Origin of the sequence: Megasphaera vaginalis (ex Bordigoni et al. 2020), from assembly GCF_900240295.1 — a bacterium.
Classification (GTDB): domain Bacteria; phylum Bacillota; class Negativicutes; order Veillonellales; family Megasphaeraceae; genus Megasphaera; species Megasphaera vaginalis.
Genome location: NZ_OEQB01000001.1, coordinates 109,856 through 135,065 on the forward strand (window position 1 = coordinate 109,856; position 25,210 = coordinate 135,065).

At 49.6% G+C, this 25,210-nt stretch carries 19 protein-coding genes; 1 reads left to right on the forward strand and 18 read right to left on the reverse strand.

The window, feature by feature from the left end:
* Window positions 1-5: 5 nt before the first annotated feature.
* The 5 genes from C0977_RS00485 to C0977_RS00510 form a co-directional block, all read right to left on the reverse strand.
* Window positions 6-596, reverse strand: a complete 591-nt coding sequence (locus tag C0977_RS00485) for an O-methyltransferase (protein WP_101912030.1) — start codon at window positions 594-596, stop codon at window positions 6-8.
* Complete coding sequence (gene mltG, locus C0977_RS00490; RefSeq protein ID WP_101912325.1) at window positions 593-1,678, reverse strand: endolytic transglycosylase MltG; 1,086 nt, start codon at window positions 1,676-1,678, stop codon at window positions 593-595. Before mltG ends, C0977_RS00485 begins: the two co-directional genes overlap by 4 nt.
* Before the next feature lie 67 nt (window positions 1,679-1,745).
* Window positions 1,746-2,372, reverse strand: coding sequence for a hypothetical protein (locus C0977_RS00495; protein WP_101912031.1), 627 nt, complete (start codon window positions 2,370-2,372; stop codon window positions 1,746-1,748).
* A 95-nt stretch (window positions 2,373-2,467) separates the two neighbouring features.
* On the reverse strand, window positions 2,468-4,294 hold the full coding sequence (locus C0977_RS00500) for a DUF4127 family protein (protein ID WP_419177919.1): 1,827 nt from the start codon (window positions 4,292-4,294) through the stop codon (window positions 2,468-2,470).
* 549 nt (window positions 4,295-4,843) lie between these two features.
* Window positions 4,844-5,509: a trimeric intracellular cation channel family protein gene (locus C0977_RS00510; protein WP_101912033.1), complete on the reverse strand. Its 666-nt coding sequence runs from the start codon at window positions 5,507-5,509 to the stop codon at window positions 4,844-4,846.
* Window positions 5,510-5,625: 116 nt separating this feature from the next.
* Between C0977_RS00510 and tadA the strand changes: the two genes are divergently transcribed.
* Window positions 5,626-6,090: a tRNA adenosine(34) deaminase TadA gene (gene tadA / locus C0977_RS00515; RefSeq protein ID WP_101912034.1), complete on the forward strand. Its 465-nt coding sequence runs from the start codon at window positions 5,626-5,628 to the stop codon at window positions 6,088-6,090.
* Window positions 6,091-6,387: 297 nt separating this feature from the next.
* Here the strand turns inward: tadA and alr are convergent, their stop codons facing one another.
* From alr to glyQ, 13 genes are all read right to left on the reverse strand, one after another.
* Complete coding sequence (gene alr / locus C0977_RS00520) at window positions 6,388-7,578, reverse strand: alanine racemase (protein ID WP_023052945.1); 1,191 nt, start codon at window positions 7,576-7,578, stop codon at window positions 6,388-6,390.
* Between the two features lie 112 nt (window positions 7,579-7,690).
* Window positions 7,691-9,121, reverse strand: coding sequence for an amino acid permease (locus tag C0977_RS00525; protein WP_101912035.1), 1,431 nt, complete (start codon window positions 9,119-9,121; stop codon window positions 7,691-7,693).
* A 603-nt stretch (window positions 9,122-9,724) separates the two neighbouring features.
* On the reverse strand, window positions 9,725-11,332 hold the full coding sequence (locus C0977_RS00530) for an L-lactate permease (protein ID WP_023053032.1): 1,608 nt from the start codon (window positions 11,330-11,332) through the stop codon (window positions 9,725-9,727).
* Between the two features lie 533 nt (window positions 11,333-11,865).
* On the reverse strand, window positions 11,866-13,308 hold the full coding sequence (gene gatB, locus C0977_RS00535; protein ID WP_101912036.1) for an Asp-tRNA(Asn)/Glu-tRNA(Gln) amidotransferase subunit GatB: 1,443 nt from the start codon (window positions 13,306-13,308) through the stop codon (window positions 11,866-11,868).
* Complete coding sequence (gatA, locus tag C0977_RS00540) at window positions 13,308-14,771, reverse strand: Asp-tRNA(Asn)/Glu-tRNA(Gln) amidotransferase subunit GatA (protein WP_023053005.1); 1,464 nt, start codon at window positions 14,769-14,771, stop codon at window positions 13,308-13,310. Before gatA ends, gatB begins: the two co-directional genes overlap by 1 nt.
* Window positions 14,772-14,782: 11 nt before the next feature.
* Complete coding sequence (gene gatC / locus C0977_RS00545; protein WP_023053115.1) at window positions 14,783-15,073, reverse strand: Asp-tRNA(Asn)/Glu-tRNA(Gln) amidotransferase subunit GatC; 291 nt, start codon at window positions 15,071-15,073, stop codon at window positions 14,783-14,785.
* A gap of 86 nt (window positions 15,074-15,159) precedes the next feature.
* Entirely contained in the window at window positions 15,160-17,160 is a 2,001-nt protein-coding gene (gene ligA / locus C0977_RS00550) for an NAD-dependent DNA ligase LigA (RefSeq protein WP_101912037.1), read from the reverse strand.
* Between the two features lie 15 nt (window positions 17,161-17,175).
* Complete coding sequence (gene pcrA / locus C0977_RS00555; protein ID WP_101912038.1) at window positions 17,176-19,377, reverse strand: DNA helicase PcrA; 2,202 nt, start codon at window positions 19,375-19,377, stop codon at window positions 17,176-17,178.
* Between the two features lie 73 nt (window positions 19,378-19,450).
* A complete protein-coding gene (locus C0977_RS00560) occupies window positions 19,451-20,719 on the reverse strand; it encodes a manganese-dependent inorganic pyrophosphatase (RefSeq protein ID WP_101912039.1) in 1,269 nt (422 codons plus the stop codon).
* Between the two features lie 178 nt (window positions 20,720-20,897).
* Entirely contained in the window at window positions 20,898-21,239 is a 342-nt protein-coding gene (rplS, locus tag C0977_RS00565) for a 50S ribosomal protein L19 (RefSeq protein ID WP_023052955.1), read from the reverse strand.
* Between the two features lie 142 nt (window positions 21,240-21,381).
* Window positions 21,382-21,957 carry a hypothetical protein gene (locus tag C0977_RS00570; protein WP_023053013.1) on the reverse strand — a complete coding sequence of 192 codons (576 nt, stop codon included), beginning with the start codon at window positions 21,955-21,957 and terminating at the stop codon, window positions 21,382-21,384.
* A 16-nt stretch (window positions 21,958-21,973) separates the two neighbouring features.
* Complete coding sequence (glyS, locus tag C0977_RS00575) at window positions 21,974-24,022, reverse strand: glycine--tRNA ligase subunit beta (RefSeq protein WP_101912040.1); 2,049 nt, start codon at window positions 24,020-24,022, stop codon at window positions 21,974-21,976.
* Window positions 24,023-24,898, reverse strand: coding sequence for a glycine--tRNA ligase subunit alpha (glyQ, locus tag C0977_RS00580; RefSeq protein WP_101912041.1), 876 nt, complete (start codon window positions 24,896-24,898; stop codon window positions 24,023-24,025). It lies immediately after the preceding gene.
* Window positions 24,899-25,210 lie beyond the last annotated feature (312 nt).

Below are 25,210 nucleotides of genomic sequence, written 5' to 3' on the forward strand. Positions count from 1 at the left end.
TCCCCCTATCCTTTCCAGCGGGAAACGGTCAGACCGTCTCCATTTTCAAATACGACGCTTTGGAAACAGCGTTCATCACTAATGAGCTCCATGTATTCGCGAAGCCGCAAAACGGCCGTCCTGTGCTTATGCGGCAAAACGCCTTCCATATATACCATGTCATGGTAACGGATATTGTCGGCAACGACGATGGCCTGCGGCGACAGCTTCGGCAACAGCAGGCGAAGCTGCCGCACATACTGTCCTTTCGGTCCGTCAAGAAAGACGAAATCCCAAGGTCCGTCCAGTTCTTCCGCCAACGTGGTCCCGTCGCCATGGATGACATCAATGACAGCGGCATACGGAGAGCGCCCGATATACGTTTTAGCCAGCTGCACGCGTTCAGCATCGCATTCAATCGTCGTGATGGTTCCGCCGCGACCCAACCGGGAAGCCAACAGCAACGCCGAATACCCGATGGCGGTGCCGATTTCCAAGACCCGACGCGGCGCAGCCGAAGCCGTAATCCGCCGCAACAACTCCACCTCGGCAGTACGCAGGATGGGGATGGCGTTGGCTGCGGCATAGGTTTCCATTTCCTTCAGCAATCGTTTCATGGCATATATTGGTGAACATTTTTCATATGATCTTCATAGGTCATGGCAAAATAGTTATGCCCCTGTGCGTCGGCAACAAAATACATATAACTCGTCTCCGGCGCTTTCAAGATACTTTCCATACTCTTTTCACCGGGATTGCCGATCGGCCCCGGCGGCAGTCCTGCATGCAGATACGTATTGTACGGTGAATCGTATTCAATTTCATCCAGATCATAGGCGGATTTATGAGTACCTGTGGCATAGGAAACGCTGGCATCGGACTGCAGCTTCATTTGCGCTTGAAGCCGGTTTTGAAATACTGAGGCGATCAGCAGCCGGTCATCATCGAATTTAGCCTCTTTTTCAACCAACGAGGCTAAGGTGACGAATTGATAGATGGACATCCCCTTATCGGCGATCCCCTTTTTCATTTCCTGCGTCAAATGTTTATCAAAATTATCGAGCATCATTTTGACGAGATCATCGGCCGTATCCGAATTATGAATGAAATAGGTGTCGGGAAAAAGGAATCCTTCCGTTTTGACGCTGACCTGACGATTTCCCTCCATATACGCATAAAGATGGTCCGACCGGTTTGCGGCGGCAAGAAAGTCAGCTTCCGAAATGATCCCCAGCCGGTCAACCTCTTTTGCTATCTGCCGCGCCGTATAGCCTTCGGGAATGACCAGGCGCGCCGCTTCTGATTTGCCGCTTTCCAGCTTCGAGATAATTTCGTACAGACTCATATGAGACCGGATCGTATATTCCCCTTGTTTAAGCGCCTGCCCCTGTCCTGTTGCGGTAACGATAAACCGAAACCAAGTAGGACTGACAATCAATTCCTCATCATGAAGCTCGGCGGCAATATCCGCCGCCGTCATCTGCTCCCGGACCTGGACATACGCTTCCCTATCAGGCAGCCAGAAAGTCGGCACGAAACAACTGGTTCCTAAAAGGAAAATACAACAGGCGCACACGCAAAAAAGCCCTTGTAGAAATAGTTTCTTTTTCAAGGGTTTCGATCCTTCACTGCCTATTTGGTTTTCAGCGTCTTTTTTTTGCTCCACATGCGCTACATCATCTTTTTGTTTAATATCCATTTCTTCATTATACAAGAAAAGCCTGTAAAAGAAAAGGCTCAGCGCCCTTCTTTTACAGGCTTCCAGATCATGAATTTTTATCGCTGTGCTGAGGACGCATCAGCTCTCTGATTTCATTAAGACGTTCCGAGGAGATTCCTGTTGACGCCGACATGTCAGCCAAGAATTGCTGCGGATCGGGGCGATTTCTGTCATCGGTATCCGTCCGCGCCGACATATTTTCCGCACGCTTCGTGAAGAATGCGTTCAACGCCTCCGCTTCCTGTTGCGTTATTTTTCCCTGTTCAACCAATTTGTCCATAGCCGCCTTGGGATTATCGTGGCCACGCCCATGCCGCGGTCTGAACACTTCTTTCAGCGTGCTTTCGGAAATCCCCGTCTTATTCGGCAAAGAATCAAAAAACGCTTTCCGTTCACTGCGCTGTTTTGCCGAAAATTCTTTCAACGCCGCCTTCAGCTTCTCCCCTTGTTCACTCGTCAGCTTTCCTGCCGTGACCATATCGTCAATATGTTTATCCTTATCGACCTGATGCGCCATATTTTCTCGCGGCGCTCCCATCATAGGCGGCGCCGGCCGGTTATCCGTATCGGCGGCAAAAGAAGATGTAAACGGCACGGCTGCCAAAACGGCAACGGCGGCACCGGCCAACAGTGTGGCGGAAAACTTTCTTTCTATGTTTTGAATTCCTCTCATGATACTCAACTCCTTTTCCTTTGATGCCTATTACTATACACAAAAGATGTTACAGCTTCATATCATAAGCGTTACAGGTCATCATAAAAACAGCTTCAGTTTGTTTGCCACGTACGGCTGTGCTGCGCCGCTTCTTCCGCATCCAATACGGCTTGGGCCTGTTTTTCTTCCTCATATTTCGCCAATGCCGCCTGCCTCGCCTGTTCCAGCTGCGCTTCCAGCTGAGGGTTGATCTTTACGGGAGCAGTTCCCGCCTGCCCCTGCTTCAACTGTGCTTCGGCAGCCTGCTTCTTGGCTGCCTCGATCGCCTTAACGGCATTATTGTAATTCTCCTGAAGACGGTTCAATTCGCGCTGCCGCATGCGCTGCCGCTGCTGCGCTTCCAAGACGACATCCGGTTGATCGTGAACATCTACATACACTTCAAACAATCGATTCCAGGGAAATGTCACCTGAATCGTCCTGGGATCAACGCCCAGGTAATCTTCGGCATATCGCTGTACCTGCATCTGCGTCAAGCTCTGCAGCTCGCCCATAACGGTCGGATAATACCGCCGGATCTGATTGCCTTCGATCTTCTGTTTCATTCGTGTCGTATAGTCGCGGACATTGGCCTGATAGGCCCAATTGTCCAAATATTGTGTCGTCAGCATCTGGGCGTTGCGCTCCGGCGTCATATAGCGTGCCAGAATCCCCTGTGACAAGCCGTAACCGACGGAATTGCTGGCCGTGTTCCAGCCGTTATAGCCGGCCAATCGATACAGCATTTTATCCTTGTACAAGCCGTAGACCAGGGTATTGTCGGAACCGTTGGAAAAAGCCATATCGACGAGGCTGACCGGAATATTATCGGCAACGGCGCTCTCTATTTGCTGAAGGAACGCTTTCGTAGATTCCAACATAATCGGGAAATTCTCAAAACTTGCCGATTCTCCTGTCGATGTCGTCAGCGGTGTATTGACAGCCAGCAGCAGATCAGGCCGCCCCGTTGTCGTAAGCGTACCGCCGACGGCCTCAATATGAGCGGCAATCGTCTTACCGATCGCCTGCCCGTCATAGCTGGGAACAGTCTTTTCGGCCCCGCCGAGAGGGTAAATAACGGCAACTTTCGGATGATACTGATTAAAATCGTTATTGGCCCGCGTGATCAGGAGCAACCCCAGTTGATCGGCTCCCGGGAAGGAACCGAAAACCTTCTTGGGCACTTCTTTCCCCGCCATCTCCAGATATTTCGCTTCCAACGAAGACTGCGTATGGGCGGAGTTGTCATCGTGCCCGAGACTGTAGTATGCAAACACGCCTTTTTTCGCGTCCTCAATGAGCCGATGATTAATCGCCATATTTTTATTGCGGCGATTAAACCAGTCCTGCAAATATTCCAACGGCACACGCCGCATGATGGCAAACCAATTGCTTCTCTCTTCCGGATTCAGCCCTTCTTCATCGAGCTTGTTTTGCAAACCTGCCAACTCATAAATATCGCTGCCGAACTTTAGATAATAATCTGGCTCAACGCCTTTGCCGCCGGCCCAGGGGCTGCGCATGACCGTGCTGAAGGCATATATGGGCACAGACCCGTACCGTTCATGTATCGCTTCTACCGCCTTCAACCGGCTTTCAAGGACCGCCATCGACAAATTATGCTTTCGCGAATCGACCAGTCCGCCGTAAACCAACGAGTCGATCGACAGGACCATCGCGTCGGCTTCGCCTGCATGGGTATTTACCCAATTCAGCAAGTCTTCAGGCGAGCCCTGAAAATTCGCTCCGGAAAGATATTTTTCCGGCGGCGTGATCACCGTATACCCGGCATCGGTCGCCGTGGAAACGGTATAAGCGTAATCGACGGGACGGTTGTCCTGCGGCACATAGAGAATCGTCTTACTGCAGGCCACGGGACCTACTGACAAAAGAACGGACATAACGGCGCAACTGATAAACTTATGTACTGAATTCAATCTTTCACCTCCGAAGAGATGCATGATATCATCTCTTTCAAAGCCTAACATCACATATTTCTCTAATAAGCAGGCAGTTTACCTTACTGCCGTCCGCCTCAGCATATCGGCAAGGTTATTCTCGGAACTGCTGTATTCGGATGTACAAAATCCACTGCGAGGCAGCGCTAAAACGCCTTATGCGAAAAGCATTCCTTTCCGTAAACAGCATACCACAAAAAAGGAGCTACCGTCCATCTATCGACAACGATTTACCCGGCGCCTATAAGAAAAATGGCTGAAAAGGATTTTACGCCGGCAGAAAGACAAGAACATGATTCGAACCGGGGCAGAGAAACGCTTTTTCCGCCTGTCTCGTTTCTCCGTCATTTACAAGTTGCCTTTCGTTCCGCCTTTCCTTCAACACATTAGCTGCCATGCGTTTGAATACGGCTGCGACAGACTCACCGTATAGCTCTCTATCTTTGTATACCGCAACACGACGTTCTGACGAAAAAAACGATGCCATATACATTAAAAAAATTGGCTGTTTCGTTTCTTTTTCACACGCGGCAAGTTGAACTTAAAGGATATGGCCAACATGCGGATAGTAACGGTAATAATAAACCCCAGGAATGCGGAGGATACGGCCGATTGCTCCAGGCAAACATAGGAAAACTGCAAAGCTATCGCCCCGGCAATAGAAGCGGTCGCATAAATATCGTGTTTAAATAATTTGGACACGCGTCCTGCCAACACATCGCGGACTACGCCGCCGCCAACGGCGGTCAACGTCCCGAAAGTAATATCAAACATCCAGTGATCAGGAAAGTAATAGCACCCCATGAGAGTTCCCGTTACCGTAAAAGAGCCCAATCCGACAGCATCACAAAGCAAATAAAACAGCAGCGAATAATGCATTACATTCTGGCGGAGCCTGGTATCAAAATAACGGATACCTATACTGGTAAGGGCAATCGTGAAAATGATAATGGCAAAATATATATCTTTCTGGAAGGCAATAGGCGGAAAATTCCCTAAAATAATATCCCGCATAATCCCGCCGCCAATCGCTGTTGCCGCAGCCAAAACAAAAACGCCAAAGATATCCATCCGCCTGGAAATGGCCACAAGTGTTCCTGACAACGAAAAAGCCAACGTCCCCAAAATATCAAAGATTTGCCACCATAACGAATCCATCTTTATCCTCCCGTATTATTGATACATTCTCATTGCCTAAACGACGCAGGTCCTGTAGAATAATCGTAACGCTCTTGATAAAATACCACGAAACGGAGGGAGAATCAACAACCGGTATGACAAAAGATGAATTCTATATGGGAAAAGCCCTGGCAGAGGCCAAGAAAGCATTTGATTTGGGAGAAATTCCCATTGGCGCCGTCATCATTTATCAGAAAAAAGTGATCGCCGCCGCTTATAATCTACGGGAAAGCTTACCGTCCGCAACGGCTCATGCCGAACTTCTCGCCATCGAAAAAGCCTGCCGTCAACTGCATCGGTGGCGCTTGACAGGATGCACGCTTTATGTGACGGTAGAGCCGTGCCCCATGTGTGCCGGCGCCATTGTCAACAGCCGTATTGATCGCGTCGTATATGGCTGCCCCGACAGCAAAGGCGGCGGTTGCCGTTCTGTTTTCGCAATCGCCGACAGCCCCGCACTCAATCATCGTGCCGAAATAACGACGGACATCCGAAAAGAAGAATGCGCCCAACTGATGAAAGATTTTTTCCGATGGAAAAGAAAAAAGATTGACAATTAGCCTACGCCTCTTTATGCTTGGCTCGTCTTTATAAGCAGTTCTTATGTTAATGTAACTGAACAGCTCTTACGTAAATTCATAAAATATTCGGAAATGACGATTTGCTCATAGCTAGGCATGTTCCCCCGTTGAAAACGGTACTCACTTACCTTCGATACAAAAAAACTCGCCGGCAGCAAGAACGACTCGCTCCTTTAAGCCTATAAAACGCATTGGCGTATCAAGAACAATGCCGTTCTCGATACGCCAACATTTTTTGTTCATGCCATGATCTTCGTGTAAAAATCTTACGCCCACTCACGGAAAGAGATATTCTACTCTGTTAACTACCTTTCCTCCCTGAACATAGACACGCGGCACGCGTCGATTGATATTGCAGGTTATTTCATGAACAATAGTTCCCACCTTAGCGGCAATCTCTTCAATCGTAATGGCGGCTTCCCCTTGCGACCCAAAAAGAACGACCTCGTCTCCGATCTGGACGTCAGGAATGGAGGAAACATCGATCATGCATTGATCCATACAGATATTTCCCACTTGAGGAACCCGTTTGCCGTGTACGATCACATCCGTTTTATTGGACAACAATCTCGGGTATCCGTCGGCATATCCGATTGGCAACGTTGCAATCTTTGTCGGCCCCTGGGCTGTAAAATGCCGTCCGTAACTGACCGTATCACCGGCTTCGATAATTTTTATATGGCTGATACAGCAATGCAGCGACATGACCGGTTTAATGTCCAACGCGCCGATGCGAACCTCATCAGACGGGTCATAGCCGTATTGTACAATTCCCGGACGCACCATATCACAACGCATATCAGGCAATTCCATCGTGGCCGCGCTGCTGCAACAATGCCGCACATTAACAGCAACGCCTTCTTCCCGCAGCCGATTACAAAACCACGAAAACCGCTTAAATTGTTCCTGTGTAAACGTTTTGTCCTTCATATCGGAAACGCAGAAGTGGGTAAAGATGCCTTCTAAAATGAGTGACGGCAAGGCTGCTATTTTTTTAATTTCGGCAATGCTTTCTTCTGAAGGTCTATAGCCGATTCGCCCCATCCCCGTATCCGTAGCGATATGAATACTGGCCGGACGATTCAGTTTCACAGCCATATCGGAAATCAGTTTCGCGTCATCAAAATGAAATACGGCAACGTCAACGCCGTATTGAATCAATTCTTCCGCCCGTTCCGGCGCCGTATGACCCAATACCAACATCTTGGCGGAAATACCGGCATGCCTGAGCTCCACCGCTTCATCCAAGCAAGCTACAGCCAGTCTATCCGCTCCGTTTTTCAAAAACGTTTTGGAAAGCTCCACCGAACCGTGTCCGTACGAATTGGCTTTGACGACAGCCGTAATTAAGATATCCTTGCCTACCAGTTCGCGCAGCTGTCTCATATTGCCGGCAGCCGCATCCAGATCGATCTGCGCCCATACGGGACGACGCGAATAATTCATTGTCAATTCCTTAACGTCCATACCATTCATCTTCCTTCTTAAAAAAACGGGACACCTGTTAAATAACAGATGTCCCGATACCAATTATATCTGTTTAACAGTTTAATCAGTGACTATCTTCTTCTGTTGATGATCAATGATTTGAAGGATCCGCATCATCACCCTGATAACGGGCAAATTCAACTCTCTGCAGTTTTTTGTTAAACCCAAGAGCGTAGTACACGATAATCAAGGCTGCGATCCAGACTGCCGTAGCGATGACCCCGACAAAAGTATTGCCGTTAAAGCAAGCGGAAACGATAACGATGACGAAGAAGGCAAAGGTTAAGTAGTTTGAAAAAGGCGAAAAAGGCATCTTATATTTAATATGGGCTCTTTCTTCTTCACTCAGGCCTTTACGATAACTCATCTGGCAAAACAGAATCATCATCCACGTAACCATGCAGGCAAAAGCACTGACAGCCGTAACGATTTCGAAGACCGATGCAGGCAAGAAATAGTTGAGGGCTACACCGATCAGCATGAAGAATACGGAAATGCCGATGCAGCGATACGGCACTTTATTGCTGTTTACGACACTGAAAGCCTTCGGCGCCGTACCTTGGAGAGAGAGGTTGTACAACATACGTCCAGTACTGTAAATACCGGAGTTGCACGAAGATAGCGCGGCTGTAATAACGACAAAGTTAATAATATTTGCCGCACCGCTGATACCGAGCTTTTCAAAAACCATGACGAAGGGGCTGCCTTGATGTCCCAGCTGATCCCAAGGATAAATGGACATAATGACGAGTAACGCTAAGACGTAGAACAACAAAATTCGATACAAAACTTTGTCAATGGCTGCAGACAATGTCTTTTCCGGATTTCGAGCTTCGCCTGCCGTGACACCGATAACTTCAATCCCGACATAAGCGAACAGTACCATCAGTAACGTATCGAACACACCGCCAAAGCCATGGGGGAAGAAACCGCCGTGTGACACCAAATTGGAAATGCCCACAGCTACGCCGTCATTGCCAAGGCCGAAGAAAATCATGCCGCAACCTGTCAAAATGAGGAAGATAATAGTAATAATCTTAATCAGTGCGAACCAGAACTCAAATTCCCCATATGCTTTAACAGAAATCAAATTGGCACAAGTCATTAGCGCCAACGCACATAAGCAGGATATCCACTGCGGCAGGTCAGGAAGCCATAAATGAACATAAACGCCAACAGCCGTAATTTCCGCCATACACGTAACGACCCATACATACCAGTAATTCCATCCCGAAATATAACCGGCCAAAGGATTTAAGAATTGATAGGCATGAGCACTGAACGACCCGGAGACAGGATATTCAACAGTAATTTCTCCCATGGCCCGCATGACGAAAAAAACGGCAATACCGGCGATAATATACGCAGCAACGACACCGGGACCCGCCTTTTCAATAGCTGAAGCCGAACCCAAAAACAGACCGACGCCAATGGCCCCGCCTAAAGCGATCAATTGAATATGCCGCTCCTGCAACCCGCGATTTAAATCCTCATGAACAACTTGCGTCTTTTCCTCACTCATAAAATTCAACTCCTTTACAAATAAAATGAACGGTTACGATAACACTGCCCTCTCCTTTCCGATGAATTCGAAATGATAATTTGCGTAAAATATACACTTGTTGTCAATATCGAATATTCATCATGCTAAATTATCATCCTTTCATATTATACTGCAACTATGATAATAAGTCGATATTTTTTTATGATTTCTCATTGTAAAATTAATTTAAACCCGAAACAAAACAGCTTTACTTTATATCCCATTAACACGTTAAAATTTACTGCCAACAACACTAATAATTCTTAAACTTAACAAAATTTATTTTCTTAACTCTTTATCCTTAGTTTTATTATGATTTTAAGACATTATTAATTGTATTTTTATCATAGCGAAGTATTGTCTGTATCAATAATGACAGTTTGCAGTCCGATCTGAACGGCATCATATTATCAAACAATAAAACTACGTTTCCTCGTCAAAGGCTTTCATCGACAATTTTCGAATTCAATCACGGAGCATTAACTCTTTTCCAAAACAAAAAAAACAGCCGCGCTAAATCTCGGATTTAGCGCGGCTGTCTCATATTCCACATAAGATAAGCTAAGTTCTACATTGATACGCTTAGCCGACAAAGATTCCCTTACCAATATACGCCATGACACCGGCTGCAACGATGAAGAGAATAAAGTAAACTGCCACATTTCGCATGATAGAGCTGGGCTCAATGCTTAAACGCAACTCATCAGCCTTTGCCTTTTCTACGTTATTCGTAGAAAGATACGCTTCCAAAGCAGGCGCAACGGCACCGATACCGATAGCGATGGATTGCGGGGAGAACATCTTGCCGATGCCGGCACCGGCAGAATTGGTGGCCGCTAACCAAAGAGCCAAACTGTTGTTGCCGGCTTCCATCTGGCCTGCCGCAGCAGTCTGCAAGGGCCCGAAAAGAACGTTGGCGTTTGTTCCGGAACCGGTAATGAATGCACCTAACGCACCGACAAGCGGAGCAAAGGCAGGATAAAGCGAACCGGTAGCTACAACGAGCGCATCGGCGATGTTGGCTGTCATGCCGCTGTAGGTCATGAGTTTAGCCGTTACAACGACGGATATAATTGTAATATACGTAAATTTTAAACCTTTGAACGTATTTCCCAATACGCCCAACATTTCACCGAACCCGGCCTTTTGAATGGCGCCGCCAATGAAAGCGGAAAGGAAAATCATAATCCCCGGCGTAGCAATCCAAACAAACGTATACGGCTTAGCACCGGCACCCATGTAAATAGGAACAGACGTTTTAATCGAACTGAGCGGTACGTTAATGGCCGGTACCAACTTAGACGTAATGATCAGAAGAACAAAAATCAAGATAAAGGGCATTGCCGCAATAATAGCTTCGTGACTGGAAACCTGGCGAACATCCGCTTCAACCTTGTATTTCGGATTGTCGGTTTTAAAGATTTTTGCACAAATCGCAACAGCCCCCATAATGATCAGAGACGGAACGATAACAGAGAGCTCGGGACCAGCTGCCATGTTAATCGCCAATTCGGGAACAGCCAGGGCAAGGCCGGAAATTAACGTCGTTAAGAATACACCTTTAAGGGCCTTGAAGCCGCCGCCCATAATGGCGACAACAAAGAAAGGCGTAACGATATTCAAGATAAAGAGCTGAATAGAAATGAATTGACCAAGCGCGGCGGAATCAAGACCGGTCAACATAGCCAATGTAGTCGTAGGAATGGCGATAGAGCCAAACGTCGTCGGTACAGAATTGGCGACCAAACAGGCTAGAATGGATTTAAGCGGGTGGAAACCAAGGCCGACCATCATAGCGGCAGGAATGGCAACAGCCGTACCGAAGCCGGCCATGCCTTCCATGAAAGCGCCAAACCCCCATGCCAGGAGCAAAGAAAGAACGCGCATATCCGGGCTGACAGAGGTGAGGATGGTTTTGATCGTTTCCATCGCCTTCGTATGAACAACGAGATTATATGTAAAAATAGCGGCCGTAATAACCAATAAAATAGGCCAAACGGCTAAAGCGACACCTTCCACCGCACCGGAAAGCATAATTCCGGGAACCTTATTGTAGGCTTCCAGCGGCAGGACAGCAACAATAAAAGAAATAAGAGCAGCAGCCATACAAGCCTTCCAAGCAGGCACTTTCAAAATGGACAAGGCTATAATCAGCCACAAAAGGGGTAGCACGGCCAAAAATACGGTCATATTAAATTCACCTTTCCCTCCAACAAAAAAAAAGAGACAACACAAAAAATTACATGCAACGCGCTGTAGTTCCGAAAATGAAAACCTGATCTCCTATTACCTGCATTGATTTCACTGACACAATCTGTTATACATAATTTCCCGTCAACTCAACCCTCCCTATTCATTTTTTTTGCATAACAAAACTGACCATCAAAACAATCCCTAATATCAAGCATTTACTTTCGATTTTCATAAAGAACATACAAGCAGTGCCGCAGTAAGAACTTGTTATTATTATACCTTGTATAGTAAGTGCTGTAAATTGTATTAATACCTATTAGTCATACTTATTTTAGATTGGACTGCCTTTTCTCTTTCCTAAAGTGCACATGTATTTAACTTATTAATAATTTTATCTGCAATTCATAATATTATTTATAATATTCTTTCTTATTTATGTTTTAAAACTATTTTTATAATTACAAAAAGTCATTTACAGATTGCATAAAAAACAGGCCCGATGTAAGATCGAGCCTGTTTTCTTCGCATATTTATGCTTCTAAAATTGTAATCAGCAATTCATTTACAGCCGCCGGATTTGCGCGCCCCTTCGTTTCTTTCATAATTTGTCCCACCAAGAACCCGATCGCCTTTTTCTTGCCTGCCCGATAATCCTCTACGGACTGCGGATTCGCAGAGACAACCGTTTTTACGATTTCTTCCAGTTCACCCGTATCGCTGATTTGCACCAGTCCCTGTTCTTCAACGACCTTACCGGCGGACTTGCCGGAAACCCACATTTCAGGCAAGACCTTCTTCGCAATCTTACCGGAAATAGTCCCCTTGGCGATTAAACCGATCAGTTCCGCCAAATTTTCCGGAGAGACAGGCGCATCTTTAGCGGACAGCCCCTCATCATTCAGTTTCTTGGCAAATTCACCGAGCAGCCAATTGGCGGCCGCCTTGGGGTCGCTGCCGGCATCTACTACGGCTTCAAAATAATCTGCCGTAGCCTTTTCCAACGTCAATAACCCCGCATCGTATTCGGTTAAATTCAACGTATCGATGAAACGTCGACGGCGTGCGTCCGGCATTTCCGGGAGTTCTTTGCGGACCTCTTCGATCCATTCCGGCGAAATTTGCAACGGAATCAGATCGGGCTCGGGAAAATAGCGGTAATCATTGGATTCTTCCTTAACACGCTGACTGATCGTCACGCCCTTATTTTCGTCCCAACCACGCGTTTCCTGTACAATCCTGCCGCCTTCTTCAAGAAGCTGAGCCTGACGGACAGCTTCGTATTCGATCCCCTTCTGTACACCCGTAAAGGAGTTGATGTTCTTGATTTCCGCTTTTGTGCCCAACGTATCCGTACCGACGGGGCGAACGGAAATATTGGCGTCGCAACGCATACTGCCTTCTTCCATACGGCAATCCGATACTTCCAAATATTGCAGAATAGAGCGGAGCTTTTCCAGATAGGCTTTTGCTTCTTCGCCGCTGCGTATATCCGGCTCCGACACAATTTCCAGCAGCGGCACGCCGGTACGATTGTAATCGACATTGGATGAATCGGAGGTACCGATCGTCGCGCCGCTGTGCACGAGTTTTCCCGCATCCTCTTCCATGTGAATGCGCGTCAAATGGATACGACGTTGTTTACCGCCGACTTCAATATCGACATAGCCGTTCAGGCAAATCGGCAAGTCGAACTGCGACGTCTGAAAATTTTTCGGCAAGTCGGGATAGTAATAATTTTTGCGATCGAACTTGTTGTAAGCCAAGATATCGCAATGCAGTGCCAATCCCACTTTAATGGCAAAATGCACGACTTCTTTATTAAGCACCGGCAAGCAGCCCGGCAGTCCCAGGCAGACAGGGCAGACATGGGTATTCGGTTCGGCTCCGAATTCCGTGCTACAGCCGCAAAAAATCTTTGTTTTGGTTTTTAACTCGGTATGCACTTCCAAGCCGATGACAGATTCATATTTCATCAGAATTTAACCTCCCCCATTGGCAACGGTTTCCGTAAATCCGTACGTTCCTGTTCAAAGGTGTACGCAGCGCGCAGCAGCGTTTCTTCATCAAGGGCTCTGCCGATGAGCTGCATGCCTACAGGCATGCCGTCCTTATAGCCGCAAGGTAAGCTAATTCCCGGCAAACCAGCCAGGTTCAAGGTGACCGTACAAACGTCACCGAGATACATGGCCAACGGGTTATCGCTGTTTTGGCCGATTTTGAATGCCGTGTCCGGCGTCGTAGGCGTCAAAAGGATATCGCAAGTTTCCAAGGCCTTGTCATAATCCGCTTTGACGAGTGTACGCACCTTCATGGCCCGCAGATAGTAGGCATCGTAATAACCGGCGCTGAGCACATACGTACCCAAAAGAATACGGCGCTGCACTTCAGGTCCGAATCCCTGTGAACGCGTCTTTTTGTACATATCGACAATATCCTTGCCCCGTACGCGCAGACCGAACCCGACACCATCATAGCGGCCGAGATTGGAGCTGGCTTCGGCGGGAGCGATAATATAATAGGCCGCCAACCCGTATTTCATATGAGGCATTTTCACGCCGATGATTTCAGCGCCGAGCTTCCTATACGTTTCAATCGCTTCATTCAGAGACTTGCGGCAGCCGTCATCAAGCCCTTCGGCAAAAAATTCTTCCGGAATCCCGATTTTCATGCCCTTCACATCACGGACAAGCGCTTTTTTATAATCCTTTTTTTCCTGCCGAATCGATGTCGAATCCTTGACGTCGTGACCAGCAATCGCATTAAGGACGATCGCGCAGTCTTCCACATCATTCGTCAACGGCCCGATTTGATCAAGGGATGACGCAAAGGCGATAAGTCCGAAACGAGAGACAAGGCCGTACGTCGGTTTCAACCCGACAAGACCGCAATATGCAGCCGGCTGACGAACCGAGCCTCCCGTATCGGAGCCGAGACTCCAAACGGCGGCGCCGGAAGCAACGGCGGCGGCGGAACCGCCGGAAGAGCCGCCGGGCACGCAATCCCTGTTCCACGGATTGGCAGTCACTTGAAACGCGGAGTTTTCCGTTGAACTGCCCATGGCGAATTCGTCCATATTCGTCTTGCCGAGACTGACGTAATCGAGGGCGCGCAACTTATCAATAACCGTCGCATGATAAGGCGACCTGAAGTTTTCCAGTATTTTCGAGGCGCACGTCGCCTGTTCGCCCTTGATGCAGATATTATCCTTAATAGCGCCGGGAATACCGGCCAGATCGGCAATCTCTTCATGGGCGGCCAGCTTCCGGTCAACAACGGCGGCCGCTGCCGCCGCACCTTCCCTGTTATCCGATAAAAACGCCTTGACTTGCGGTTCGACAACATCCTTATGCGCCAGATACTTGGCCGTCAGCTCACAGGCTGAAATCTCGCCTTTGATCAATTTTTCATGCAGTGCATGGATCGTCAATGCTTCCACAGTACCCCTCCTCAGTCTTGTATCACTTTCGGAACCTTGAAGTAGCCGTCTTCCCGTTCCGGCGCATTCTGCAACGCATCTTCGTTGGACATGGAAGGCTGCGGCACATCTTCGCGCATAACGTTAAACATGGAAACGGCGTGAGCCGTCGGTTCGACATCACTGATATCAACTTGACCGATAAGCTCCATGTACGTCAAAATATCATTCAATTGCTTGCCGACAGATTCCAGGTCTTCGTCTTGCACTTCCAATCGAGACAACAGTGCGATCTTTTTGATTTCTTCGGCACTAACCTTCATAGCGACACTCCTTATTGAAAATGTAATTACCAGCACAGTAGTTCACAACGTATAATTATATCATTTTTCTTTTTTTTTGAGAAATGCTATCCGCGCTCCAGCCATTCCGCAAATTCCCGCTCCGTAATGATGTGAGTTCCCAACGATTTGGCCTTTTCATACTTACTGCCCGGTTCGGCGCCGGCAATAACCAACGTCGTCTTCTTCGTCACTGCAGCGGTACATTTGCCGCCGCGCCGTTCGATTGCATCTTGTGCTTCTTTTCGTCCCATGAGTTCCAGCTTGCCTGTCAGAACGACAACCTCTCCGTCAAACGAGGCGTTGATCAGTTCCCGTTTCTCCGCCGTTAAATCGACGCCGCGTTCTTGCAGCGCGCGAATAAGCTCCCGGTTCTTCGGTTCACGCAAATACGCGACGACCGACTCGGCAATGCGCGGCCCGATCTCTTTGATAGCCGTCAGCTCCGTCAACTCCGCCGCCGCCAGCGCTTCCATGGAACCGAAATGTTCGGCCAATATCCGTCCCGCTTTCGCGCCGACGAAGCGGATCCCCAGCGCGAACAGGAGCCGCGCCAACCCGACGTTCTTGCTCTTTTCAATAGCCTGGAGAAGATTTTGCGCCGATTTTTCGGCAAACCCCTCAAGCCCCAGCAATTCAGCATGCGTCAACGAATAAATATCGGCTACGGAATGAAGCAGCTGCCTCTCGACAAGCTGCCGAACGCTGGCCGTACCGAGGCCGTCGATATTCATGGCATCACGGCTGACAAAATGGGCAAACTGTTCGCAGAGCACGGCGGGACACGCCGGATTAGTGCAACGTGTCGCCGCTTCCCCGTCACGACGTACGACAGGACTGCCGCAACTCGGACAGACCGCAGGCATGCAAAAAGGCGTTTCCCGCCCCGTTCGCTCTTGCGGCAGCGAACGGACGACTTCAGGAATAATCTCGCCGGCCTTCTGGATAATGACCGTGTCGCCGACGCGAATATCCTTATCGCGAATATAGTCTTCGTTATGAAGCGTCGCCCGTTTAACCGTCGTTCCGGCCAAGCGAACCGGCGCCAAATCAGCAGCCGGCGTCAGGACGCCGGTACGGCCGAGGGAAAGAGAAATTCCGAGCACCTTCGTCCTGGCCTGCTCCGGCGGAAACTTATAAGCAATCGCCCAACGCGGAATTTTAACAGTGTTGCCGAGCCGTTTCTGCTGGGCGAAGGAATTAACCTTGACGACCATGCCGTCTGTCGCATAAGGCAACGTACAGCGCCCCTCATCCCACGTATGGATAAAGTCGATGACGCCTGTCATATTCGTGAAAACGGCCGATTCGGGATTAACGTGAAAACGGAAATCACGCAGGCGTTGCAACAGTTCCTGCTGACTCCCGATCGCCATTCCTATCGTTCCGCCGACGGCGTAGGCGAAAAAGGCAAGCTTGCGCTGTGCCGTGATCTGCGGGTCCAACTGGCGCAGCGAACCGGCGGCGGCGTTACGGGGATTGGCAAATGGTTCAAGCTCATCTTCGCGCCGCTGTTCGTTCAAAGCCTCAAAAGCGCGGACGGGCATATAGACCTCGCCGCGCACTTCCATATGAGGCGGCGCGTTGTCGATATGCAGCGGAACCGTTCGAATTGTCCTGATGTTATTCGTAATATCTTCGCCGACAGTACCGTCACCTCGTGTAACGCCGCGAATAAAGCTGCCGTCTTCATAAATCAAGTTGACGGCGAGACCGTCGATCTTCAGCTCGACGACATATTCCGGCGCTTCACCGTCAAGATCCTGCCGCACGCGGCGGTCGAAATCCATCAGTTCGGCATCGTTGAACACATCTCCCAAGCTGAGCATCGGCCGATCGTGTGTGTATTTTTCAAATCCGCCGGCGATCTTATGACCTACACGTTGCGTCGGAGAATCGGCGGTGATCCATTCGGGATGCGCTTTTTCAATATTCTCCAGTTCCCGATAGAGCATATCATATTCATAATCGGTAATTGTCGGCTTGTCGAGCGTATAATATTGATAGCCGTAAAAATCGATGGTCTCACGCAGTTCCTTGAGGCGTTGCGCCATTTCCTTATCAGTCATACCGTACCTCCGTCCCTATAGTTTTTCAAGGGGTGCATATTTAACGACGATCTGACGTATCCCCTGCGTAGGAAATTGTATCCTCATCTGCATTCCCGCCCCTTCGCCGATAACATCCAAAACCGTGCCGGTCCCCCAAACCTTATGGCGAACCCGGTCCCCTTTCTGCCACGAAGAATCGACAGCGCGGCTTTTCGGCAGCGACGTCGTCACCGGTTTTGTCAAAATCGAAAGGCGCTGCTTCCCCGGTACGGCCCCTTCACGCTGCGATGGCAAGGCGGCGCGGCGATGAAATTCTTCGATTAACCCGTCGGGAATTTCCCCCAGGAAGCGGCTCGGCAAATACGCGGCGACGCGGCCGTACATCGTCCGCGTCGCCGCATTGGTCACATACAGCTGACGTTCCGCCCGCGTAATGCCGACATAAGCCAGACGCCGTTCTTCTTCAATCTGCGCCGTATCCAGCAAGGTGCGGCTATGCGGAAAGAGCCCCTCATCCAGGCCGGCGAGAAAAACGACGGGAAACTCCAGTCCCTTAGCGGCATGAAGCGTCATCAGCGTAACCTTGGAATCGTTGCTTTCAAAATCGTCAACATCGCTGACCAATGCGATATTTTCCAGAAAATCCTGCAAACTGCCGCCTTCATTCGTATCCATGTAATCCTTCGCAACGGAAAGAAATTCGCCGACATTGTCTTTACGGCTTTCACCTTGCGGATCATGAGCCGCATCCTGATCGAGCATGGCGCCGTAGCCCGTATCGGCGATAACGTGCTCGATCAGCGTCAACAGATCCCATTCTGCCACATGGCTGAGCAAGTCAAAAATCGTCACGGTAAAATCTTCCAGCGCCGCCTTGGCACGCTTCGTAACAGGCAGATTCTCTTCCGACGAAAGCGCCTCAAAGAGAGAGACTCGTCTCGCTTCGGCAAAGTCGGTCAAATGCTCCAGCGTCGCCGCTCCGATATTCCGTTTCGGCACGTTGATGATACGGATCAAGCTCAAACTGTCCTCCGGATTGTAAAGCAGACGCAAATAAGCCAATACATCTTTAATTTCCTTGCGGTCGTAGAACTTCGTGCCGCCCACCATCGTATAGGGCACGCCGTAACGGATAAGCTTTTCTTCCAAGACGCGGGACTGGGAGTTCGTACGGAAAAGAACGGCCATATCACCGTAGGGCTCGCGACTGATCTCGTGACGATTATACATCACGCCGGCAATGTAATCCGCTTCATCATGCTCTGTCTGCGCCGCGTAATGGATAATCTTGCCGCCTGCGGCATTTTCGGTCCACAAGACTTTCTTCGGCCGTTCTTCGTTATTTTCGATAACCGCATTAGCCGCATTCAAAATCGTCTGCGTCGAGCGGTAATTCTGTTCCAGTTTGATCGTCGTGCCATCGGGGTAGTCGCCCATGAAGTCGATAATGTTCTGAATATCGGCGCCGCGCCAGGCATAAATACTCTGATCCGCGTCGCCGACGACGCAAATATTCCGCCACTTGGCAGCCAACATCTTCGTCAGCATATATTGCGCCTTGTTCGTATCCTGATATTCATCAACCAAAACATAGTGAAAACGGTCTTGGTACTTTTCTCGTATTTCCCGTCTTTCCTGCAACAACTTGACGGCTGTCAGCAAAAGATCGTCAAAATCAAGGGCGTTGTTTTCCTTCAGTTTCTTCTCATATAAGGCGTACGCCTCGGCGACCTTCTGCTCGTAAAAATCGCCGGCCCGTTCGGCATATTCCGCAGCCGTCCAAAGCACATTCTTGGCACTTGAAATCGTCCCCAGAACGGAGCGCGGTGGAAATTGCTTATCGTCAAGATTCATTGTTTTCAGGCAGTCCTTGATGAGCGTCAGTTGATCGGCGCTGTCGTAAATCGAAAAATTGCGCGTGTATCCGCTGAAGCCGTCGATTTCAAAGCGAAGCAATTTGGCACAAAAAGAATGAAAGGTGCTGAGCCAGATTTTTTCCGCCGTCGTACCGACGAGATGCTGCACACGCTCACGCATTTCCTTTGCGGCCTTGTTAGTAAAGGTAATCGCCAGAATCTGATACGGCGCCGCACCTTTTTCCAATAAGTGAGCAATACGGCAGGTCAGGACCTTCGTCTTTCCCGATCCGGCGCCGGCCGTAATCAACAGCGGCCCTTCCGTATGCCGCACGGCCTCAAGCTGCCTGTCGTTTAAGGTTGCAAAAATGGGGTTCATACAAGCTCCTTACGTCTATACAGAAGAAAAGGGCCCACACCGCATGATGAGGGCCTTGATAAAAGCGCAACATTTACATTGCCGAAAGGATCGGCGGAATAACCTGCTTCTTACGGCTCATGACCTGCGGCAGGAATACTTCCTTATCAAGGACGTCGGCAGCAAAAGCCTTGGCTACGATATCATCCATGTTGCCGGCAAAAATCAGATTCGTCGATTCGTCGATAATGCTCGTGATCATCAGGAAGGATGCGACATAATTCTTTTCGGCGCGCATTTTTTCCAGCGCGCTGAGAAGGACTTTTTTCTGAGCCAGCAAGTCCGTCGTATCCATGACCTGCACCTGCGATACCGTAAAAGTCTTCCCGTTGCCGTTGAATTCCTTCATATCGTTATGAGCGATCTGATCCGGCGTCAAATCGGAAACATTCGCGCCGGCCTTGAGCATTTCCATGCCGTATGTCTCGATATCGACACCGGCGATCTCCGCCAACTTACAGGCCGCCTGTTTATCCTCTTCCGTGCAGGTAGGCGAACGGAACAAAACGGTATCGGAAATGATCGCCGAAAGCAACAGTCCGGCGATAGCCTTGGGAATGGCAATATGCGCCGCTTCATACTGTTCCGTTACAATAGTCGCCGAACAGCCGACGGGCTTGAAAAGGATAAAGATCGGACCGGCCGTCGCTAAGGTGCCGCCGATGCGATGATGATCGAGAACGCCGATGATTTCAGCTTCGTCAATGCCGTCGATGATCTGCTTTTTTTCATTGTGATCGACGAGAAATACCTTCTGCTTCTTCACCTTGGCTACCGCTTCGGCGCAAACCAAGCCCACATACTTACCGTCATCCGTTACGGGATATGTCCCTTCGGCAGGTACGTCGTGGCCGTTATCGCCGACGGCGAAAGAAAGCGCCGGATCGTGAGCCAAGGCCTTAATCGTACTGAGTTCTTCGCCGCGTACGGTCTTAATAAATTCTTCAGCCAAGGCGGCGCGGTCAACAACGCCGACAAACTTGCCGCCGTCCGATACGGGAAGTATATCCGCAGCGTGGCCGCGGAACCAGTTGGCGGCATCCTTCAGACTGGCGCTGACAGGCAGCGCCGCCATATCGGTATAAACGGCGTCGCCGACCTTTACATAAAAATCCGTAACCAACGGCTGCAATTCCACGTGAAAATACTGCAAGGCGAAAAGCGATTCCTTGTTCGGTTCACCGGCGCGGACGGCTACGGCGTCAAAGCCTTGGAGCTGCTTCAATTTGGCCATTGCCAGCGAAGAGCAAATGGAATCTGTATCAGGGCTTCTGTGCCCCGTAACGAAGATATCGTGTTTCATCAATGTCATCACCTCATAATAAAAATGGACACTTATATATGTCAATATATTATAGCATAAGCATCCCGTAAAATAAAGATTGCAAGACTGCCGCGCTCCTTCTTCGCAAAGGACAACGCCTGCATAAAAAAAACAAGGATCGGAAAATTTCCGATCCTTGCCTGCGTCCCTGCCATTCTTAGCGACGTTCGCGAATCCGGGCAGCCTTGCCTGTAAGTCCGCGCAGATAATGCAGCTTTGCGCGGCGGACAATACCGCGGCGGGAAACTTCGATCTTTGCCAGTCGGGGAGAGTGCACCAAGAAAGTACGTTCAACACCGACACCGTAAGAAAGCCGGCGAACGGTGAAGGTTTCCCGAACGCCACCGTTCTGGCGGCCGATGACGACGCCTTCAAAGACCTGAATACGTTCCCGGTTGCCTTCGACAACCTTTACGTGTACCTTTACGGTATCACCGGGGCGGAAGTCGGGAATGTCGCTGCGAAGTTGTTCCTGTTCAAGTACGCTGATGATATTCATTTTCTTTTTCCTCCTATAAGACATTCATGCCTTCCGTGGTCCGTCTCCATACCGGCCATCGTCTTGCAGACAGAGGAGTGCCTAAATTAACGTATAGAGTATATCACAAAAGAAATTTGTTTGGCAAGTCGTAAGTAAAATTTTACAGAGACTTCGGTTCGACGGCTCCTGCCGGCACAAAGGTTTCGGTCATATGCTGCAGAACAGGCCGGTACTGCGCTTCCTGGCTCGTCTGGTAAATGACGGAAAAGGCCGCATACGTATTGCTCTTCTTATTGTAGCTGAACACATGGTAATACGACTTCCCGTCCTTATTCCAGGACACAGTAAAGGAGTCGCCGGTCCGTGTATTCGTCGTCAATGCGGGAGAACCGTTGATCCCCATATCCATCGTATATAACTCATCGACAGTAAAATTCAGCCGGTTTACGGCTCCGTAGACAAAAATCGTCACCGTATCGGCAGGATCCTGAAAATAAGCGCCGTCTCCGTACGTCGTGGATTCCATCTGCGTAGCCGTCTTCGGCACTTCCAGCGAATATCCGTACGTCTTATTGAAATACGTATAATAGTTGCTGTCGCTGCTCATATAGACTTCAACGGCATTGTCGCCGGCGGCGTCGCCAACGGCAAAACCGGGAGATTCGGCAAAAACGGTAATCCCTGTCAGCAGTGCAAAAAAGGCGACGAGCAAGGCAAGTTTTTTTCCATTCAACATGACAATCACGCTCCTTTTACAATAATTTTTTAATATTTCCCAGCGGCCTGATCAACGCAAAAACGGCGGTCAGCAAGTGCAGCCGATTCCTTTTGACCGATTCCTTTTCATGCATGACCAAAACGTTGTCAAGGAAGGCGTTGATCGGTTCGACACCTTCGGACAAAATGGCGACGGCCGCCGTATAATCACATGTCGAGTAGGCTTGCGACAAACGGCCGGACATGGCTTGGCAGGCAGCGAAAAGCGCCGTTTCTTCCTTACTTTCAAATAAGGAGGGATCGACAGCCGTATCGTCGGCATCTTTGACCATATTGCCAACGCGAGTATAGGCTTGCAGCAATTCCGTCTGTTCCATAACGCCGGCGGCTGCCAATGCCGCCGCGCGCTTGGCAGCCGCGGCCGCATTCAGTGTGTCAGATTGTAAAACGCAATCAATAATGCGGTAATCAAACCCCTGATCTTGTAAAATATTTTTCAGACGAAGAGCAAAATATTCGTTAAGCTGACCCATGACGGCTTCCCGATCGTTAAAAGCGACATGCAAAAGCTCCAGGATGTACGCGAAAACTTCCGTACAATTCAAATTCCAGTCCGCTTCCATCAGGATATTCAGAATGCCGATCGTCTGCCGGCGCAAGGCAAAGGGGTCCTGCGATCCCGTCGGAACCAGGCCCAGGCTGAACGAACCGGTAATGGTATCGAATTTATCGGCAACGACGAGAATTTTTCCCATTATCGTCTGCGGCAGCCCGTCTCCGGCGAAGCGCGGCAAATACTGTTCGTTAATCGCTTCGGCTACAGCCGCCTTTTCTCCGTCAAGAAGCGCATACTCCTTCCCCATGACGCCCTGCAATTCCGTAAATTCCATAACCATCTGCGTCAATAAATCGGTCTTCGCCAATAAAGAAAGACGCTGCAAATCGCGGTTATCGACGGGCAAATCCAACTTATCCTTCAAGAATACCGTAATGGCCGCCAGGCGTTCGGCTTTATCACGAAGCGTTCCCAAGCCGTCTTGGAAAACGATTTTCTGCAAATCGTCAATACGGTCGGCCAATTTTTTCTTTTTATCTTCTTCAAAGAAAAATTTGGCGTCGTCGAGCCGGGCCCGCAGTACGCGTTCATTACCGCGCCGGACCGTTTCCAAATACGCGGCATCGCCGTTGCGTACGGTCAGGAAAAGATTCATGAGCTTGCCGTCCCCGTCGCGCATCGGAAAATAACGCTGATGATCCTTCATCGGCGTGATGATGGCAGCTTCCGGCAACGCCAGAAATTCTTTGTCAAAAGCGCCGCAGAGGACTGTCGGGTACTCGACGAGATAAACGACCTCTTCCAGCAGCTCTTCATCTATCATGACCCTACCGCCCTTTTCTTCCGCCAGTTCTTGCAGCCCTTTGAGAATCATCGCTTTCCGCTCTTCCGGGTCGACGATGAGAAAATGTTCCTTCGTTACCCGTTCATATTCACGCATGGAAGAAACGGTAAAATCCCCTGTCCCCAAGAAGCGATGACCGCGGCTGACCTTGCCTGCCTGAACGCCGGCCAGCGAAAAAGGAATGACGTCGCTGCCGAAAAGACCTACGAACCAGCGCAGGGGGCGAACGAAACGAACATCCTGATTTCCCCATATCATGCTCTTCGGAAAAGATAAGGACAGGACGAGCTCTTTCATCATTGCCGGCAAAAGGCTCGCCGTCGCGGCGCCGACAGTCGTCACATCGGCAAAAACGTAGCCGTCTTCGACGATCAGATCGGCAACATCGACTTGCTGCCCGCGAGCAAAACCTGCAGCCGCCTTTGTCGGCTTTCCTTCGCCATCAAAAGCGATCTTGACGGACGGCCCTTTATTTCTGGCCGAAACGTCGGCCTGTTTTTCCGCGACACCGGCTATCAGCAAAGCTACACGGCGCGGTGTGCCGAGCACTCTGATCGCTTCATGGCTGATATGGGCTTCCTTGAACTTCGCTGCCGCCAATTCCTTCACCTGTCTCAACAGGCTCGGCATATAATGAGCCGGTATTTCTTCCGTGCCGATTTCCAGTAATAAATCTCTGCTCATTTATTTATCCTCCTTCAACATCGGGAATCCCAATTTCTCACGCTGCTCCAAATACGTCTTCGCACAGGCCCGGGCCATATTGCGGACACGACCGATAAACGCGGCGCGCTCGCTGACGCTGATAGCGCCGCCGGCATCCAAGAGATTGAAGGTATGCGAACATTTCAGGACGTAATCATACGCCGGAATGACGAAACCGGCCTGAATAACCCGCATGGCTTCCGCTTCATAGAGATCAAATAGATGAAACAGCAATTTCGAATCGCTCAAGGTAAAGGCATACGTCGACTGCTCCACTTCATTTTGGTGGAAAATATCACCGTACGTTACGCCCGTCGTCCACTCCAGGTCATAGACGTTATCTACGCCCTGGATATACATGGCCAGTCGTTCCATGCCGTAGGTAATTTCTGAAGACACAGGCTTGACATCAATACCGCCGACTTGTTGGAAGTACGTGAATTGCGTGATTTCCATGCCGTCAAGCCATACTTCCCAACCGAGTCCCCAGGCGCCGAGGGTCGGCGATTCCCAGTTGTCTTCAACGAAACGGATATCATGCTCCTGCGGATTGATGCCGAGTTCTTCCAGGCTCTGCAAATACAACTCCTGAATATTGTACGGTGAAGGCTTGCAGATAACCTGGAACTGATGATGCTGATAAAGGCGGTTCGGATTATCGCCGTACCGTCCGTCTGCCGGGCGCCGTGACGGCTCTACGTAGGCGACATGCCACGGTTCCGGCCCCAAGGTACGCAAGAATGTAGCCGGATTCATCGTACCGGCGCCCTTTTCCACATCATACGGTTCCTGAATGATGCAGCCTTGGGAAGACCAAAATTTCTTCAATGCAAAGATCATTTCCTGAAAATTCATCTGTTTTCCCTCCTGAAATACAAAAAAAGTCCCTGTAACATGTCCTGTTACAGGGACGAGCTTACACCCGCGGTTCCACCCCGATTGGTCAAAAGACCCGCTTAATTCATGAGCCATACACATTTCACGGAGAAACTTCCGACTCCGGCCTTCGGAACGCCTTTCAGCACTATGCGATAAGCTCTCACCGTCCTTATCTCGCTGCTCTTGCGCCTACTCCCTTTCCTGCATCGCCGATATTGCGTTTATCATAGCAAAGAACGGGCGAAAAGTCAATTTATGCCAAGCCCTTTTCCGGAAGAGCCGCTCCTT

Excerpts from the sequence above, each read along its gene's own strand:
- C0977_RS00485 (WP_101912030.1), bottom strand. The coding sequence starts at position 596 with ATGAAACGATTGCTGAAGGAAATGGAAACCTATGCCGCAGCCAACGCC.
- mltG (WP_101912325.1), bottom strand. The coding sequence starts at position 1,678 with ATGGATATTAAACAAAAAGATGATGTAGCGCATGTGGAGCAAAAAAAA.
- C0977_RS00495 (WP_101912031.1), bottom strand. The coding sequence starts at position 2,372 with ATGAGAGGAATTCAAAACATAGAAAGAAAGTTTTCCGCCACACTGTTG.
- C0977_RS00500 (WP_419177919.1), bottom strand. The coding sequence starts at position 4,294 with ATGTCCGTTCTTTTGTCAGTAGGTCCCGTGGCCTGCAGTAAGACGATT.
- C0977_RS00510 (WP_101912033.1), bottom strand. The coding sequence starts at position 5,509 with ATGGATTCGTTATGGTGGCAAATCTTTGATATTTTGGGGACGTTGGCT.
- tadA (WP_101912034.1), top strand. The coding sequence starts at position 5,626 with ATGACAAAAGATGAATTCTATATGGGAAAAGCCCTGGCAGAGGCCAAG.
- alr (WP_023052945.1), bottom strand. The coding sequence starts at position 7,578 with ATGGACGTTAAGGAATTGACAATGAATTATTCGCGTCGTCCCGTATGG.
- C0977_RS00525 (WP_101912035.1), bottom strand. The coding sequence starts at position 9,121 with ATGAGTGAGGAAAAGACGCAAGTTGTTCATGAGGATTTAAATCGCGGG.
- C0977_RS00530 (WP_023053032.1), bottom strand. The coding sequence starts at position 11,332 with ATGACCGTATTTTTGGCCGTGCTACCCCTTTTGTGGCTGATTATAGCC.
- gatB (WP_101912036.1), bottom strand. The coding sequence starts at position 13,308 with ATGAAATATGAATCTGTCATCGGCTTGGAAGTGCATACCGAGTTAAAA.
- gatC (WP_023053115.1), bottom strand. The coding sequence starts at position 15,073 with ATGAAGGTTAGTGCCGAAGAAATCAAAAAGATCGCACTGTTGTCTCGA.
- ligA (WP_101912037.1), bottom strand. The coding sequence starts at position 17,160 with ATGACTGATAAGGAAATGGCGCAACGCCTCAAGGAACTGCGTGAGACC.
- pcrA (WP_101912038.1), bottom strand. The coding sequence starts at position 19,377 with ATGAACCCCATTTTTGCAACCTTAAACGACAGGCAGCTTGAGGCCGTG.
- C0977_RS00560 (WP_101912039.1), bottom strand. The coding sequence starts at position 20,719 with ATGAAACACGATATCTTCGTTACGGGGCACAGAAGCCCTGATACAGAT.
- rplS (WP_023052955.1), bottom strand. The coding sequence starts at position 21,239 with ATGAATATCATCAGCGTACTTGAACAGGAACAACTTCGCAGCGACATT.
- C0977_RS00570 (WP_023053013.1), bottom strand. The coding sequence starts at position 21,957 with ATGTTGAATGGAAAAAAACTTGCCTTGCTCGTCGCCTTTTTTGCACTG.
- glyS (WP_101912040.1), bottom strand. The coding sequence starts at position 24,022 with ATGAGCAGAGATTTATTACTGGAAATCGGCACGGAAGAAATACCGGCT.
- glyQ (WP_101912041.1), bottom strand. The coding sequence starts at position 24,898 with ATGAATTTTCAGGAAATGATCTTTGCATTGAAGAAATTTTGGTCTTCC.